At 46.0% G+C, this 15,125-nt stretch carries 17 protein-coding genes; all 17 read left to right on the top strand.

The window, feature by feature from the left end:
* Positions 1 to 79 precede the first annotated feature (79 nt).
* The 17 genes from wecB to AC0NJP_RS05180 all read left to right on the top strand — a co-directional run bounded on the left by wecB (position 80) and on the right by AC0NJP_RS05180 (position 15,105).
* On the top strand, positions 80 to 1,243 hold the full coding sequence (wecB, locus tag AC0NJP_RS05260) for a non-hydrolyzing UDP-N-acetylglucosamine 2-epimerase (protein ID WP_474699047.1): 1,164 nt from the start codon (positions 80 to 82) through the stop codon (positions 1,241 to 1,243).
* 231 nt (positions 1,244 to 1,474) lie between these two features.
* On the top strand, positions 1,475 to 1,696 hold the full coding sequence (locus AC0NJP_RS05255; RefSeq protein ID WP_474039183.1) for an AtpZ/AtpI family protein: 222 nt from the start codon (positions 1,475 to 1,477) through the stop codon (positions 1,694 to 1,696).
* 38 nt (positions 1,697 to 1,734) lie between these two features.
* The gene (locus AC0NJP_RS05250) at positions 1,735 to 2,115 is read left to right on the top strand and encodes an ATP synthase subunit I (protein WP_474699046.1); all 381 of its coding nucleotides are present in this window, start codon (positions 1,735 to 1,737) and stop codon (positions 2,113 to 2,115) included.
* A gap of 27 nt (positions 2,116 to 2,142) precedes the next feature.
* Complete coding sequence (gene atpB, locus AC0NJP_RS05245; RefSeq protein ID WP_474039181.1) at positions 2,143 to 2,820, top strand: F0F1 ATP synthase subunit A; 678 nt, start codon at positions 2,143 to 2,145, stop codon at positions 2,818 to 2,820.
* 56 nt (positions 2,821 to 2,876) lie between these two features.
* Positions 2,877 to 3,128 (top strand): F0F1 ATP synthase subunit C, encoded by a 252-nt coding sequence (gene atpE, locus AC0NJP_RS05240; RefSeq protein WP_474039180.1) that lies wholly within the window; start codon positions 2,877 to 2,879, stop codon positions 3,126 to 3,128.
* 74 nt (positions 3,129 to 3,202) lie between these two features.
* On the top strand, positions 3,203 to 3,706 hold the full coding sequence (atpF, locus tag AC0NJP_RS05235) for a F0F1 ATP synthase subunit B (protein ID WP_474039179.1): 504 nt from the start codon (positions 3,203 to 3,205) through the stop codon (positions 3,704 to 3,706).
* Positions 3,700 to 4,266 (top strand): F0F1 ATP synthase subunit delta, encoded by a 567-nt coding sequence (locus tag AC0NJP_RS05230; RefSeq protein WP_474699045.1) that lies wholly within the window; start codon positions 3,700 to 3,702, stop codon positions 4,264 to 4,266. The genes atpF and AC0NJP_RS05230 overlap by 7 nt, the downstream gene beginning before the upstream one ends.
* Positions 4,267 to 4,268: 2 nt before the next feature.
* Positions 4,269 to 5,798 carry a F0F1 ATP synthase subunit alpha gene (gene atpA, locus AC0NJP_RS05225; RefSeq protein WP_474039177.1) on the top strand — a complete coding sequence of 510 codons (1,530 nt, stop codon included), beginning with the start codon at positions 4,269 to 4,271 and terminating at the stop codon, positions 5,796 to 5,798.
* Between the two features lie 6 nt (positions 5,799 to 5,804).
* Positions 5,805 to 6,665, top strand: coding sequence for an ATP synthase F1 subunit gamma (atpG, locus tag AC0NJP_RS05220; RefSeq protein WP_474699044.1), 861 nt, complete (start codon positions 5,805 to 5,807; stop codon positions 6,663 to 6,665).
* A gap of 24 nt (positions 6,666 to 6,689) precedes the next feature.
* Complete coding sequence (gene atpD, locus AC0NJP_RS05215; protein ID WP_474039175.1) at positions 6,690 to 8,099, top strand: F0F1 ATP synthase subunit beta; 1,410 nt, start codon at positions 6,690 to 6,692, stop codon at positions 8,097 to 8,099.
* 3 nt (positions 8,100 to 8,102) lie between these two features.
* Positions 8,103 to 8,519: a F0F1 ATP synthase subunit epsilon gene (locus AC0NJP_RS05210; RefSeq protein ID WP_474039174.1), complete on the top strand. Its 417-nt coding sequence runs from the start codon at positions 8,103 to 8,105 to the stop codon at positions 8,517 to 8,519.
* A 214-nt stretch (positions 8,520 to 8,733) separates the two neighbouring features.
* Positions 8,734 to 10,002: a UDP-N-acetylglucosamine 1-carboxyvinyltransferase gene (gene murA, locus AC0NJP_RS05205; RefSeq protein ID WP_474039173.1), complete on the top strand. Its 1,269-nt coding sequence runs from the start codon at positions 8,734 to 8,736 to the stop codon at positions 10,000 to 10,002.
* 117 nt (positions 10,003 to 10,119) lie between these two features.
* Positions 10,120 to 11,112, top strand: coding sequence for a stage II sporulation protein D (gene spoIID / locus AC0NJP_RS05200; RefSeq protein WP_474699043.1), 993 nt, complete (start codon positions 10,120 to 10,122; stop codon positions 11,110 to 11,112).
* 31 nt (positions 11,113 to 11,143) lie between these two features.
* A complete protein-coding gene (locus tag AC0NJP_RS05195) occupies positions 11,144 to 11,719 on the top strand; it encodes a peptidoglycan DD-metalloendopeptidase family protein (protein WP_474699042.1) in 576 nt (191 codons plus the stop codon).
* A gap of 69 nt (positions 11,720 to 11,788) precedes the next feature.
* Positions 11,789 to 11,947 carry a sporulation transcriptional regulator SpoIIID gene (locus AC0NJP_RS05190; RefSeq protein WP_474699041.1) on the top strand — a complete coding sequence of 53 codons (159 nt, stop codon included), beginning with the start codon at positions 11,789 to 11,791 and terminating at the stop codon, positions 11,945 to 11,947.
* Positions 11,948 to 12,113: 166 nt separating this feature from the next.
* Positions 12,114 to 13,829, top strand: a complete 1,716-nt coding sequence (locus tag AC0NJP_RS05185; protein WP_474699040.1) for a methyl-accepting chemotaxis protein — start codon at positions 12,114 to 12,116, stop codon at positions 13,827 to 13,829.
* Between the two features lie 160 nt (positions 13,830 to 13,989).
* Positions 13,990 to 15,105, top strand: a complete 1,116-nt coding sequence (locus AC0NJP_RS05180; protein WP_474699039.1) for an NADH:flavin oxidoreductase — start codon at positions 13,990 to 13,992, stop codon at positions 15,103 to 15,105.
* The last annotated feature ends 20 nt before the right edge of the window (positions 15,106 to 15,125 follow it).

Below are 15,125 nucleotides of genomic sequence, written 5' to 3'. Positions count from 1 at the left end.
TTTTAAAGTAAAAATAGCAAGAAACCACAAAGGCGGGCGCAAGGCCTGCCTCTTTTAGCTAATTAGGAGAGTGATTTGTTTGGCTCGTCTGAAAGTTATGACTGTATTTGGCACAAGACCGGAAGCTATCAAGATGGCTCCAGTGGTGCTAGAGCTTGCTAAATATAGCGATCTCATCCAGCCGATTGTTACGGTAACAGCCCAGCATCGAGAAATGCTGGATCAGGTTCTCGGCCTGTTTGCGATTCAACCTGACTATGATCTTGATATTATGGCGCAAGGGCAGACTCTATTTGATATTACCGCCAAAGCCATGCATGGTCTTGATCGTGTCCTTGCCACTGAAAAACCCGATATTGTTCTTGTTCATGGCGATACGACAACCACTTTTGCGGGAGCGCTAGCCGCTTACTACCATCATATTCCCGTAGGCCATGTGGAAGCGGGGCTGAGAACAGGCAATAAATATTCGCCTTTTCCCGAGGAGATGAACCGTAAGCTGACTGGTTCTTTAGCAGAAATGCATTTTGCACCGACGCCGACAGCAAAAGAAAATCTTTTGAAAGAGAATATTTCTACTGACAATGTTTTTGTTACAGGCAATACGGTCATTGATGCTTTGAAAGCAACGGTAAGTGAAACCTATCAATTCTCTGATCCGCTGTTAGCTTCGATTCCTTATGGCGAGCGCCGCGTTGTGCTGGTGACGACTCATCGCCGCGAGAATCTTGGCGAACCGATGCGCCATGTTTATCAAGCGCTACGGCAGATTGTTCATGATTTTTCTGATGTAGAAATCGTTTTCCCGGTTCATAAAAATCCGAAAGTACGTGAAGTTGTTGAGGCCGAACTTGGCAGTGTAGGACGAGTTCATCTTATTGATCCACTGGACTATGAACCGTTTGCTAACCTCTTGGCGCGGTCTTATCTGGTTCTAACCGATTCGGGCGGAATCCAAGAAGAGGCGCCGTCCTTAGGTAAGCCAGTTCTCGTTTTACGCGATACGACGGAACGGCCAGAAGCAATTGCTGCTGGTACAGTAAAGTTGATTGGTACAGAAAAAGAACGAGTCTATCAGGAAACCTCATTGCTCTTAAGTAGTCGCAGCGACTATGAGAAGTTGGCCGGGGCTTGCAATCCTTATGGTGATGGACTTTCTTCGCGACGGATTGTCGAAACGATTCTATGTCGCTATGGCTTGAAACAAACAATGCCAGCTCCTTTTGTTTGCAAAAACGAATAAGAATTTAGTCCGCATACTATTGTGATGCGGACTTTTTGTATTTGAAATAAATTTAGCGCTTTTTCAGCAATTTTATAGAATAACTAGACAAAAATCTTCTTTTTTACACAATCGAGGAGGAATTTTTAATTGTGTGAAGAATATATACAAATACTATTCATGCCATTTCCGAAATCATAGAAAAGCGTATTCCAGGGTATGCTATTTTTTGAAGATGAAGGGGATGCAAAGATGGGCAAGAATAGCAAAAACGCTTTGCTGCAGGCGCTGAATCTTGTATCGGCTCTAGGGCTTACGCTTGTTTCGACACTTGCTGTAGGAATAGGGATAGGGCGGCTTTGGGATCACTATTTTGCCACTTACCCTTGGGGAACGATCATTGGAATTGCGCTAGGAGCTTTAGCTGGTTGCGTGGGAGTGTTTAAGCTCATTGTTGCCAGTCAAAAAAATTGAATATTATGGTGATAGTAAATGAAAGAAGCGCTTTTTGTATGAGAACCGATTTTGGGGAGATGAAAAAATCCTATTTTTGGGGACTACCCTTATGGTCGTTCTTCCTGCTTGGCAGTACGTGGTTATCAGGTCATGGTGATAAGCTGCCCGGACTCTTGCTTGGTATCGTGGCGGCTTATATTTATTTTATCCTGGTGATGATCCGCGTAAAAAAAAGCGCCAACCTGCCGCCGAACAAGGCGGTTTGGTCCATGCGCGTGGGCTGGGTAATTCGTCTTGTATTTGTCTGTTTTATTCTTTATTTTTCTTTGCGAGTTCCCGAACTCGATTTTTTGGCAGCAGTCGTGGGGCTTTTCTCACTTCATATAGTTTTCCTGGGGGCTGCTTGTGTGTTTGTTATCAAACACAAATTCTTCTAAATGAAATAAGAAAGGGGGGGATTTCTGATGGAACATGGTGAAGGACATGCAATTGGCTCACATCAGATTGCTCATTTTGCCGGCCTGAGTTTTCATCTAGACACGCTCATTATGACGTGGCTGACTATGGCGGTTGTTATTATTATCGCAATCTTAGCAACAAGACGGCTGACACTAGTGCCATCTGGCTGGCAAAATTTATTGGAAATGGCTGTAGAAGCGCTTTTGAATCAAATTGAATCCACTATGGGCCCGAAAGGCCTCAAGTTTGCACCGATGATCATTACGCTGTTTCTCTTTCTCTTGATCAGCAACTGGCTTGGACTTATTCCGAAGTTTAGTTCGCCGACAAGCGACTTGAACACGACAGCAGGGCTGGCGATTATGGTTTTTGTTCTCATACAGGTTTTGGGCATTATGCATAAAGGGCTCGGATCGTATATCGGACACTTTTTCAAACCGTACGCTTTATTTTTGCCCATTAATATTATTGAAGAATTAGCCAAGCCGATTACACTGTCTTTTCGTCTATTCGGAAATATTATTGCAGGGGAAGTTCTCCTCATTGTGCTTGGCATGTTGGTGCCGTACTTTGTTCCGACAATTTGGCTGGCTTTCAGTGTCTTTGTCGGTGTGATTCAGGCTTTTATTTTCACCATGCTGACAATGTCTTACTTGTCAAACAGCTTAAATGACAACCACTAATGATTGAAAATAGACTTTTCTAAACAAAATGGAATGAAAAAAAGGAGGAACTTATTGTGGAACATGCAATTATTATCGCAGCTTCGGTTATCGGAGCAGGTTTAGCTATCGGTCTTTCCGCCATTGGCGCAGGTATTGGTGACGGTCTCGTTACGGCTAAAGCCGTAGAAGGTATGGCTAGACAGCCGGAAGCAAAAAGCACGATTCTTGTTAATATGCTGATCTCTGTTGGTTTGATCGAAGCATTGCCAATCATCGCTGTTGTTATTGCTTTCGTTTTGATGTTTGCCAACCCGTTTACGAAGTAATCAAGAAAAGCGGTATAGGGCGACAGGCTAAAGGGTCTGTCGCCTCCCTACACGCCTAAGGAGGAGGGGCCTCATTGGTTGATATTGATGCGACGCTTATAGCGCAAATTATAAATTTCTTAATTCTTGTGGCCATTCTGACCAAAGTCGCCTATAAGCCCCTTGTGGGAATGCTCAATGAACGGCAGCAGAAAATCGCCTCAGGTCTTGAGACGGCAGAGAAAGAACGCGCTGCAGCCGAAGCGTTGAAACAAGACTTAGAACGTCAGTTGGCGGCAGCTCGCAGCCAGGCACAGACTATTATTGACAAAGCTGAAAAATTTGCGGCAGCAAAACGCGACGAAGAACTAGAAGTGACGCGTCAGGAATGCGCGAAACTGCTGAAAAATGCTCAGGAAGAAATTAGCCGCGAACGCGATAAAGCGATTAATGAAATGCGGCAAGAAGTCGTTGCTTTATCATTAGCAGCAGCTTCCAAAATTATCAGTGAAAACATGACAAATGAAGCAAATGCTAAACTTGTAGCGAATTTCATTGATAAATTAGATGAAACGAAGACGGGTGGTCTGCCATGTTAGTGCAGCAACTTGCCCAAAAATATGCTCAAGCGATTTACGAGTTGGCCAAAGAAAAGAACGAGCTTGCTGCAGTAGAAGCGCAGCTCCAGATGGTGCAAAGCGCTGTAGCTGACAATAAAGAGCTGGCAACTTTTCTGTATCATCCACGCGTACCAGCTGAATCAAAAAAATCCTTGTTAAAGGAAGTTTTCGGTAAGGAAGTAACCCCGGAAGTTCTTCGCTTTCTCTTGCTTGTCGTTGACAAGCGTCGGGAGACCTTTTTACCACAAATGATTCAGGAATTTATTAGCTTAGCAAATGAAGAACGTAATATTGCTATTGCTGAAGTAAAAACAGTTCTGCCGTTAAGCGAAGCAGAGCAGACTGCTTTGAAGCAAAAGCTTGAAGCCGTTATGGGCAAAACCATTGTACTGAAAGAACACATTGACGCTTCCATTATTGGCGGCATGATCATTAAATTAGGCGATAAACTGATTGACGGCAGCGTAAAACGTCAGCTTGACCTTATGAAGTACGCACTGCTGCAATCGCAAGCGACGAAGATTGGGGTGACAAAGTAAGTATGAAAATGAGGCCAGAAGAAATTACGGCTATCATCAAACAGCAGATTGAAAACTATGAAGTCGACCTCAATGTTGATGATATTGGTACAGTCATCGAGGTAGGCGACGGAATTGCTCGTATCCATGGCTTAGAAAAGGCTATGGCCGGTGAACTGTTAGAATTCCCCGGTAGCGTTTTCGGTATGGTTTTGAATCTGGAAGAAGATAATGTCGGCGCTGTTCTTATGAGCGGTGAAATGACGATTAAAGAAGGCGACACAGTGCGCCGTACCGGCCGCATCATGCAGGTTCCTGCTGGCGAAGCTATGGTAGGTCGTGTTGTCAATCCTTTAGGGCAGCCGATTGATGGTAAAGGCCCGATTGCAACAACGGAATTCCGTCCTGTAGAATTTAAAGCGCCTGGTATTGCTGATCGTAAGAGCGTTCACGAACCACTTCAGACAGGCTTAAAAGCAATTGACGCCCTTGTGCCAATCGGCCGGGGACAACGTGAATTGATTATCGGTGACCGTGGTACTGGTAAAACAGCTGTTGCACTTGATACAATTATTAATCAAAAAGGCCAAGGCGTAATCTGCGTATATGTTGCGATTGGCCAAAAAGCTTCGACCGTAGCTCGCGTTGTGAAGACGCTGGAAGATCACGGCGCGATGGAATATACGATTGTTGTTGTTGCCACTGCTTCTGACAGTGCACCGTTGCAATATATCGCTCCTTATGCCGGTGTTGCTATGGCAGAATATTTTATGTATAAAGGCGGCCATTGCCTCTGCGTTTATGACGATCTTTCCAAACAGGCAGCGGCTTATCGCGCCATGTCGCTTCTACTTCGCCGTCCGCCAGGACGTGAAGCCTATCCAGGTGACGTTTTCTATTTACACAGCCGTTTGTTAGAACGGGCTGCTAAATTATCCGATGAACTTGGCGCTGGTTCCATTACGGCTTTGCCGATTATTGAAACTTTGGCTGGTGACGTATCGGCCTATATTCCGACTAACGTAATTTCCATTACAGATGGTCAGATTTTCCTTGAAAGCGAACTTTTCTATTCTGGTATCCGTCCAGCTATTAACGTGGGTCTGTCCGTATCGCGTGTAGGCGGTAGTGCCCAGGTAAAAGCCATGAAGAGTGTAGCTGGTACGCTTCGCCTTGACTTGGCGCAGTATCGTGAAATGGCAGCTTTTGCTCAGTTCGGCAGTGATCTGGACAAAGCGACTAAAGCGTTAATTGATCGCGGCGATCGCATGACGGAAGTTTTGAAACAGCCACAGTATGTGCCGATGCCTGTGGAAGAACAGGTACTTGTAATTTATATGGCTGTTAACGGCTATCTTGATGATGTGGCTGTAGAAAATATTACGAAGCTCGAACAGGATTACCTGAAATTCATGCGTACGAGCTATGCAGAAATCGGCAAATCGATTCGCGAGAAGAAGGTAATTGACAGCGAAACGGCAGCAGCGCTGAAAAAAGCCATTAAAGAATTTAAAGATACTTTTGTAAGCATTGAAGACAGTGCAGCGAGGTGATAACGGATGCCTAGTACACAGGACATACGTCGTCGCATCAAAAGCGTAAAAAACATTCAGCAGATTACGAAGGCTATGAAGATGGTTGCTGCCGCCAGATTGCGCAAAGCGCAGGAGAAAGCAGCAGCTTCCCGGCCTTATACCGATAAAATCCGGGAAGTGCTAGAGAGTGTAACTGCGAATGCTCACGATATCTCTCATCCGCTGCTGGAATCGAGAGACGTAAAAAAAGTCTGCTATTTACTCATTAATGCGGACAAAGGACTGGCTGGCGCTTATACGTCAAACTTAGTCAGGGAAGTTGTGCCGCGCCTTAAGAGTCATGATCAGGTACAGCTCATTACGGTGGGCCGAAAAATGCGTGATTATTTCCGGCGCCGCCACTATAGCATTGATCAGGAATTTATTGGATTCTCTGAAAAACCTTCCTATCAAAATGCTGTGGAACTTTCTCGCGCGGTAGCAGATGGTTTTGTAAAAGGCGAGTATGATGAAATTTATATGGCTTATACGCAGTTTTTATCGCCGCTGACCCAAAAGCCGACGGTTATAAAACTGTTGCCCATGACGCAACCAGAGGCAAAAGTAGAAGCGGACGAAAAGCGTGCTGGGGAATATATTTTTGAACCGGATGCTGCCGCCGTTTTAGCGGAATTATTGCCAAAATATCTTGAGTCTACCATTTATGGCGCTTTGCTGCAGTCGGCGGCAAGCGAATTAGGCGCACGAATGACGGCGATGGGATCGGCTACTGATAATGCCCAGGAGCTTATAGCTAAGCTTGTCCTGAAATACAATCAAATTCGTCAGGCGAATATTACTCGCGAGATCAGTGAAATCGTGGGTGGCGCTGAAGCCATTAAATAGTGAATTTAAGGAGGGGGGAACCCTGTGAATATCGGAAAAGTGAAACAAGTAATTGGTCCTGTTGTAGATATTGAGTTTTCCCCCGAGCAGCTCCCTGCCATTTATAATGCCATTAAAATTCAGGGACAGTCGGATGGCGCTAAGTTGGATGTTACAGCTGAAGTCATGCAGCATTTGGGAGACAACACGGTTCGTGCTGTTGCCATGTCGTCTACGGACGGCCTGACACGCGGCATGGATGCAGTTGATACCGGTGCGCCGATTCAGATTCCCGTAGGCAAGGGCACGCTCGGTCGGGTATTTAATGTGTTAGGAGAAGCCGTTGATAATAATCCGGCGGAAGTCGTAGCGGACGATCATTGGCCGATCCATCGGTCAGCTCCGAGCTTTGAAGATCAGGAAACTTCAACGCAGATTTTGGAAACAGGCATTAAGGTTGTTGACCTTATTGCTCCCTATTCCCGCGGTGGTAAAATCGGCCTCTTTGGCGGTGCTGGCGTAGGTAAAACTGTTTTGATCATGGAATTGATCAGAAACATTGCTACTGAGCACGGCGGTTATTCCGTGTTTGCTGGCGTAGGCGAACGTACCCGTGAAGGAAATGATCTCTGGTCAGAAATGAAAGAATCTGGCGTTATTGATAAAACAGCTCTCGTATATGGTCAGATGAATGAACCACCGGGAGCCAGAATGCGCGTAGGCCTTACGGGCTTGACTATGGCGGAATATTTTCGTGATGTAGGCGGTCAAGACGTACTGCTGTTCGTTGATAATATTTTCCGTTTCATTCAGGCTGGTTCGGAAGTATCGGCTCTACTCGGCCGTATGCCTTCCGCTGTTGGTTACCAGCCAACGCTGGGTACTGACGTAGGTGCGCTGCAAGAACGTATTACTTCTACGAAAAAAGGGTCTATCACTTCCGTTCAGGCTGTTTATGTGCCTGCCGATGACTTGACTGACCCGGCGCCAGCTGCGACATTCGCCCATCTTGACGCAACGACAGTATTGTCGCGTCAGATTGCTGAGCTTGGTATTTATCCGGCTGTGGATCCGCTTGATTCCACGTCCCGTATTATGGACCCTAATATTTTAGGGGAAGAACATTACCGTGTAGCTCGCGGCGTACAAAAAATTCTGCAACGTTATAAAGAGTTGCAGGATATCATTGCCATCCTTGGTATGGAAGAGTTGTCGGAAGACGATAAGATCACTGTAGCAAGAGCTAGAAAAATTCAGCGTTTCTTAAGTCAGCCGTTCTTTGTAGCGGAAGTCTTCACGAACTCGCCAGGAAAATATGTATCACTGAAAGAAACGATTCGCGGCTTTAGCGAAATTTTAAGCGGCAAACATGATGATCTGCCAGAAGCAGCATTCAACATGGTTGGTACAATTGACGAGGTTATCGAAAAGGCTCGTACTTTGAAGGGGGAATAAGCAATGGCCAGAACTGTTCGTGTGGACATTGTAACTCCTGACAAACTGGCTTATTCCGGTGATGTCAATATGGTAATTGCGCGGGCTACTGACGGCGATCTTGGCGTTCTGCCAGGCCATGTGCCGCTGATTGCCGCTCTAAATACGTGGCCACTGCGTCTGTTGACAGCGGATGGCGAACATCAAATTTCTCTTTGTGGCGGTTTTATCGAAGTGCAGCCGGAAAAGGTTACTATTTTGGCGAGCTGTGCCGAATTGCCCGAAGAAATTGATGTAGAAAGAGCTGAGGCGGCAAAGCAACGTGCGGAAGAACGTTTGAGTGCTGCTAGCAGCGAAGTGGATGAGGCAAGAGCTCATGCTGCTTTATCTCGTGCGATAGTCCGGTTGAAAGTAGCTAGCTTTGGAGCGAAACATCATTAATTTCGCGCAGCGTATATAATTTTTTCATGTCCTGTTTAAGAGGCTATGGCGTCATTTTTGCGAAAAAGTGACCTATAGCCTCTTTTTGGCTTTTCGCATATTCATTTCATAAAATGACAACAATATAAATACTTGCCTGTCGGGCTTGCTTAATGGTAAACTAGATAAGAATGACTCAACGAACGCGCAGTGAGTTGGCGTAGGAGGAACTTTTGTGGAAAAACTAGTTATCAGGGGCGGTAATAAATTAGCAGGACGAGTGAAAATCAGCGGAGCGAAAAATGCCGTACTACCTGTTATTGCAGCTTCCCTTCTGGGAACCACTCCGAGTACACTGGAAGAGATTCCTGATTTGGAAGATGTACGGACGATCAGCGCCGTTTTAAAAACCTTGGGTGTCAAGGTAGATGCAAGTGAAGCGGCGACGCTTCATATTGACAGCACTCATATATCGACAGTAGAAGCACCTTATGAACTGGTGCGAAAAATGCGAGCATCCTTTTTGATTATGGGGCCGCTTTTAGCTCGTTTTGGCAAAGCGAAAATTTCGTTGCCAGGCGGCTGTGCGATTGGAACTCGTCCAATTGATCTTCACTTAAAAGGGTTTGAAGCTCTAGGAGCGAAGATCGAGTTAGGTCATGGCTTTATTGAGGCGGCAGCACCTCCCAGTGGACTGGTTGGCGCGCGCATTTATTTGGATTTTCCTAGTGTTGGCGCGACAGAAAACCTAATGATGGCGGCAAGCCTTGCTTCTGGACAGACTATTATTGAAAATCCGGCGGAAGAACCGGAAATTGTTGATTTAGCAAATTACTTAAATGCCATGGGCGCGAAGGTCCGCGGTGCTGGCACGAATGTCATTAAAATTAATGGTGTAAAAGAATTGCGTGGCGCTGTTCATGCCGTAATTCCGGACCGCATTGAAGCCGGGACTTATATGGTAGCTGCGGCGATGACAGGCGGCGAAGTTCGGATTGACAATGTTTTGACCGAGCATTTAAAACCAGTCATTGCCAAACTAAAAGAAGCTGGAATTCAGCTTGAAGAAGACACGAATGGTGTATGGGTTCGCGGCAATAACCGTCGCTCGATTCGTTCTGTTGATATTAAGACTTTGCCATATCCCGGTTTTCCGACAGACATGCAAGCTCAGTTTATGGCTCTGATGACAGTCGCTGGTGGTACGAGTGTTGTCACAGAAACTGTCTTTGAAAATCGCTTTATGCATGTGGACGAACTAAAACGAATGGGTGCAAATATCAAGATAGAAGGCCGCAGTGCTTTGGTGGAAGGCGTAGAACGTCTAACTGGCTGTGAAGTGAAAGCGACAGATCTTCGAGCTGGCGCGGCGCTTGTCCTAGCGGCACTTGTTGCTGATGGGGCGACGGAAATCTCTTATATTCACCATATTGATCGCGGTTATGATGATATTGTCAACAAGCTGCGCGGACTGGGTGCCGATATTTCCCGGGTTGATCGATAACGAGAGAATATGTATGAAGATACTTCCTGCTAATAGCAGGAAGTATTTTTTTAATTTTGGCTTCATAGAATGAAAGGAACCGGATAATTGGGGGTCTTGAAAGGAGGAGGAGGAGGGGTGAAAACAGCCCTGAAAATATTAATTGGCGGACTGATTGTGCTCTTAATTCTTCCGGCGCTGATTGTTTATGGCCCTCGTGTTAAAATGCCTTTTTCTATGCCCTTTGGCAGCTATAATGAACATATTACCGTGCGATTGTATCAGGCCGAAGTACAGAAAATTATTGATTTAGATCTGGAAGATTATGTAGCTGGTGTTGTGGCTGCTGAGATGCCAGCTGAATTTGAGAGCGAGGCCCTAGCGGCGCAGGCTGTTGCGGCTCGAACTTATGCGGTCAGAACTTTGAAGATTTTTGGCGGCAAGGGAGCGCCAGCTCATCCTGGCGCCGATATTAGCAGCGATTACCGAGAGGGACAGGCTTGGATCAGCGAAACAGAACGAAAAAAACGCTGGCAAGGACAATATGAGGCTAAGAATAGTAAAATAAAAGCGGCTGTAGCGAAAACAGCGGGAATGATTTTAACCTATGAAGGCGAACCGATTCATGCAGTCTTTCACTCTACCGCGGGTCCGAAAACGGCAAGTTCTAGAGAAGTATGGGGAAGTGACTATCCTTATCTTGTCAGTGTAACGAATAATTGGGACAGGCAGTCGCCGCGCTATCAAGAAGATAAAGAATATACTTTGCGGCAACTGCAAGACTGCCTTGGCGTTAATAAAGGCAGCATAGCCGCTTTTGGTCAGAGTACTGCTAAACCGACAGATGTGCATATTCTTAGCTTGACTGAATCAGGCAGAGTAGACAAAGTCCGTTTTGGCGATAAGGTTTTGACCGGCCAGGAAGTTCGGGAAAAGCTGGGACTTCATTCCACTAATTTTACCGTTACCATAACGAAAGATTCGTATATTTTTCATACAACAGGCTACGGTCACGGCGTAGGCCTTTCTCAGTACGGCGCCGATGGGATGGCTAAGGCTGGTTATGATTATAAACAAATTCTGTTATTTTATTATCCCAAGACCCTGCTTAGCTCATTGCAGGGCGGTTAATTCCGCCTCTTATGTATAAACAAGGGAGATTTTGGATAGCCTACAGCCAGAGGTGATTGCTGTGGCAAAGGGGCGTATTCTGTTTATTACTTTATTTTTATTTGGAGTATTTCTAATCTTAGTAATTGCCGTTACCTGCAGTTGGAACTTGTTTGGAAAGCAGTCGGTCGCGGTAGAAACAACGCCGCAGATTTCAGCGGATCAGTCCGGTGAACCTGCCGCGAGCAGTCAGCGTGTGTATCGACCGAGCCAAGGCAGTGTGTATTGGCACTTTGGTTGGCAGATTCATCCGGCATTTCATGATTGGCGCTATCATAATGGCTGTGACTTATTGACTGAGCAAGCAGCGCCGGTTCAAGCGATGTGGGCGGGAACTGTCACCGAAGTGCGTGAAGACAAACGACGGGGACTCACGCTAGTCATTGAGTCAGGTGAGCGGCAGGTTCGTTATGAGAGCTTGAGTCAAGTTTTTGTAACACAAGGTAAAGTTGTGGCAGGCGGCGACACCATTGGTCTCAGTGGATCTTGTCAGGATGAGCCTTATATACACCTTCATATTACGATAAAAGTTGCCGGGCGGCTTGAAGATCCAGACAATTGGCTTTAGGGGCGGTCATGTTTTTTTTCACTTCGCATATACATGGTAGCAAGCAAGTTAGGAAGGGAGTCGGACGGGATGAAAGACTATATTCGCAGACGGGTTCTCGATGTTTGTGAGCATATATTAGCAAGTGGTGAAACAGTGAGGCAGACCGCGGCGCGTTTTGGCGTGAGCAAAAGCACTATACAGAAAGATAACCTAAAAGAGAACCTAAAAGAGAACGGTAAAAAATAACACCTGTACCATTGTATTAGGTCGAAAGTCGCAGTATAATGAACAGGATGGCGGGTTTTACCTTACTGGGTTCTTGCCTTATGGTAAGAACTCTCTTTTGTTGGTCCCCTTTTTACAACATAATGAGAATCGTTCTCATTAAATATGAGTCGGAGGAGTGTTTGTCATGGGATTGTTTCGTAATTTGAAGACATCGGTTAAAATTCTTACCTTGATTGTTCTTATGGCCTTCTTTTTAGGTGTTGTGGGCTATGCCGGCCATTACGCTGCCAATAATCTGTCGGCTATGATGAGTAATATGTATAAGGATAGGCTATTGCCAATCCAATGGCTCAATGGCGTCCGCGCCGAAAGTCGGCTGAATGAAACATTAACTCTGGCTGTGTTTCTTGCGAAAGACCCAAAACAGCAGCAAGACCTGCTTGGGCAAATCCAAGAACATAAAACAAAAGTAGAAAAACTTTTAGCAGATTACAGCAACACGCAGCTTGATTCCTATGAGGCTGAAACCATAGCGAAAGCGTTGACGGAAATGCGCGCCTATCGTGATGGCTGGCAAAAATCGCTTGACCTAGCGCTGCAAGGTCAACAGGAAGCCGGACATGCTTTTTTTGTTCAGAATGCAGCAGGTCATTTAAATGAGTTTAATAAACTGCTTGACCAGCTTGTTGAATATAATTCGAAACAAGCCGAGGCGGAGAATGAGACCAGTGATAAGGTCGCTTTGTATAATGATCGGCTGATCATGACGGTAACCTTGCTGGCGGTGCTCTTCTCGCTTGCCTTGGGATGGGTGATTTCTCGTTTAATTGCCTTACCATTGGCAAATCTTGTCACAGAAGTAAAGCAATTGGCCGCAGGTGATCTTAAGATTCGTCAGAGCGGGCCTTTATATCATGATGAAATCGGCCAGCTTACTAGCGAAGTAAGTCGCATGGCTGATAATCTTCGCAATCTCGTGTCACGTATTCATCAAAGTGCCGAAGAATTGACAGCTTCATCGGAAGAACTTACGGCAGGCGCTGATCAAGCGGCGAAAGCGACAGGCGAAGTAACTGGCGCGATTACACAAGTTGCCCAGGGAGCGCAGGAGCAGTCTATGGCCATTGATGAAACAACTCGCGTTGTTTTGAAAATGTCAGGAGCGATTGAAGAAATTGCTTCCCATGCGGGAAAAGTCAGCGAAGCCGTAGGCGAAACTGTGGCGGCCGCTGAGGCCGGTGCTAAATCGGCCGATTCGGTAGCACATCAAATGGATGCCATTGAAACAACCGTTTCCTCTTCCGCTTCGGCTGTGACAAAACTCGGTGAACGATCGCAGGAAATCGGACAGATTGTTGATACAATTGCCGGCATTGCTGGGCAGACTAATCTTTTGGCGCTGAATGCGGCGATTGAAGCAGCACGCGCTGGCGAGCAAGGCCGTGGCTTTGCAGTTGTAGCGGAAGAAGTCAGGAAACTGGCAGAGCAGTCGCAAGAAGCAGCGGGGCGGATTGCTGCTATGATTCGCGATGTACAAAGTGAAACAGCAAAAGCTGTTGCCGCTATGGAGGCAGGCAGCAACGAAGTGAAGGTAGGAGCCGATGTTGTAGCAAGTGCTGGCAAGAATTTTGAACAGATTGGTTCTCTTGTTGATGTTGTATCGGCGCAAGTGACTGATATTTCGGCGGCGCTTGAGGAAATGGCGTCAAGCAGTCAGCAGATTGTAGCTTCTGTGAAAAATATTGATGAAATCGGCAAAAGATCGGCAAGTAAGACACAGCATGTTTCGGCTGCATCCGAAGAGCATGCTGCATCGATTGAAGAAATTGCGGCATCAAGTCAATCCTTGGCGACGATGGCGGAAACTCTGCAAGCCACTGTGTCAAAATTTAAAGTTTGATCAAATAGTGCTTTTAAAATAATACGTTCCAGCTGTGATGTACCTGTCGATGAATGGCAGGTACATTTTTTTATGGAAATGATTACTTGACACTTCAAAACGACTGGTCATATAATATAAATATAGAATATAAAATATTAATTAATAGGAAGTGTTAATTATGAATAGAGAAAGTTTAGATTTACTGTTTCAGCCAGTTACCCTAGGAAACTTGAGCTTGTCTAATCGAATTGTTATGGCGCCAATGACGCGGGGCTTTTCACCTAACGGCATACCGGGGGCTGATGTCGCTGCCTATTACCGGCGCCGGGCGGAGAATGAAACCGGACTTATTATTACCGAAGGAACACTCATTAATCATCCCGCTGCTGCCGAAGGCTTAGGGCGACCCAATTTTTTTGGACAGGAATCATTGGACGGTTGGGCTAAGGTGGTAGAAGAAGTTCATCAAGCAGGTGGTAAAATTATCCCGCAGTTATGGCATGTTGGCATGGCGCGCCAACTGCAAGGGCAGAATCCAAACCCAGACGTAGCGCCTGTAGGTCCATCGGGAATTGACGTGATCTCTGGTGAACAGATGACAAAGCCGCTCACCCATGGTGAGATTCAGGAAATTGTCGCAGCTTTTGGGGAAGCAGCTCGGCAAGCGAAGCGCCTAGGCTTTGACGGCATTGAAATACATGGAGCCCACGGTTATCTGATCGACCAGTTTTTCTGGGCGAATACGAATCAGCGTGACGATGAATATGGCGGGGATCTTGTTGCGAGGACTCGGTTTGCTACGGAAATTATTAAAGCTTGTCGTAGCGCGGTTGGTGATGATTTTCCGATTGTCTTTCGGTTTTCTCAGTGGAAACTGGGTCATTATCAGGCTAAAATGGCGAGTGAACCAACTGAACTGACTGCTTTTTTAGCACCGCTAAGTGCGGCAGGCGTTGACATCTTTCATGCTTCTACCAGGCGATATTGGGAACCGGAGTTTGTAGATTCACCCCTGAATTTAGCCGGTTGGACGAAAAAGTTAACAGGAAAACCTACTATTACCGTAGGCTCTGTGGGGCTTGATACGAATTTTATTGAATTTTTTACCGAAGGAAAAGGGGCCAATCATAGTAGTTTAGCGCCCCTCATGGCTAGACTAGAACAAAATGAATTTGATTTGGTTGCCGTAGGCCGAGCCCTCTTAGCCGACCCCGCTTGGGCAGCTAAAATTCATCAAGGGAGAGAGCAAGATCTCGTCTTGTTTAGTAAAGGCGCTGAAACCACATTATCCTAAAAAAGTGAGGTTTTCCTGGA

The sequence above is a fragment of the Pelorhabdus sp. sgz311002 genome (assembly GCF_056134285.1).
This window is presented reverse-complemented; position numbering and strand designations above follow the sequence as displayed.

Coding starts and splice junctions, on each gene's coding strand:
- AC0NJP_RS05180 (WP_474699039.1), top strand. CDS start 13,990: ATGAATAGAGAAAGTTTAGATTTACTGTTTCAGCCAGTTACCCTAGGA.
- AC0NJP_RS05230 (WP_474699045.1), top strand. CDS start 3,700: ATGTTAGTGCAGCAACTTGCCCAAAAATATGCTCAAGCGATTTACGAG.
- AC0NJP_RS05210 (WP_474039174.1), top strand. CDS start 8,103: ATGGCCAGAACTGTTCGTGTGGACATTGTAACTCCTGACAAACTGGCT.
- AC0NJP_RS05250 (WP_474699046.1), top strand. CDS start 1,735: ATGAGAACCGATTTTGGGGAGATGAAAAAATCCTATTTTTGGGGACTA.
- atpG (WP_474699044.1), top strand. CDS start 5,805: ATGCCTAGTACACAGGACATACGTCGTCGCATCAAAAGCGTAAAAAAC.
- atpB (WP_474039181.1), top strand. CDS start 2,143: ATGGAACATGGTGAAGGACATGCAATTGGCTCACATCAGATTGCTCAT.
- AC0NJP_RS05185 (WP_474699040.1), top strand. CDS start 12,114: ATGGGATTGTTTCGTAATTTGAAGACATCGGTTAAAATTCTTACCTTG.
- atpA (WP_474039177.1), top strand. CDS start 4,269: ATGAAAATGAGGCCAGAAGAAATTACGGCTATCATCAAACAGCAGATT.
- AC0NJP_RS05190 (WP_474699041.1), top strand. CDS start 11,789: ATGAAAGACTATATTCGCAGACGGGTTCTCGATGTTTGTGAGCATATA.
- AC0NJP_RS05255 (WP_474039183.1), top strand. CDS start 1,475: ATGGGCAAGAATAGCAAAAACGCTTTGCTGCAGGCGCTGAATCTTGTA.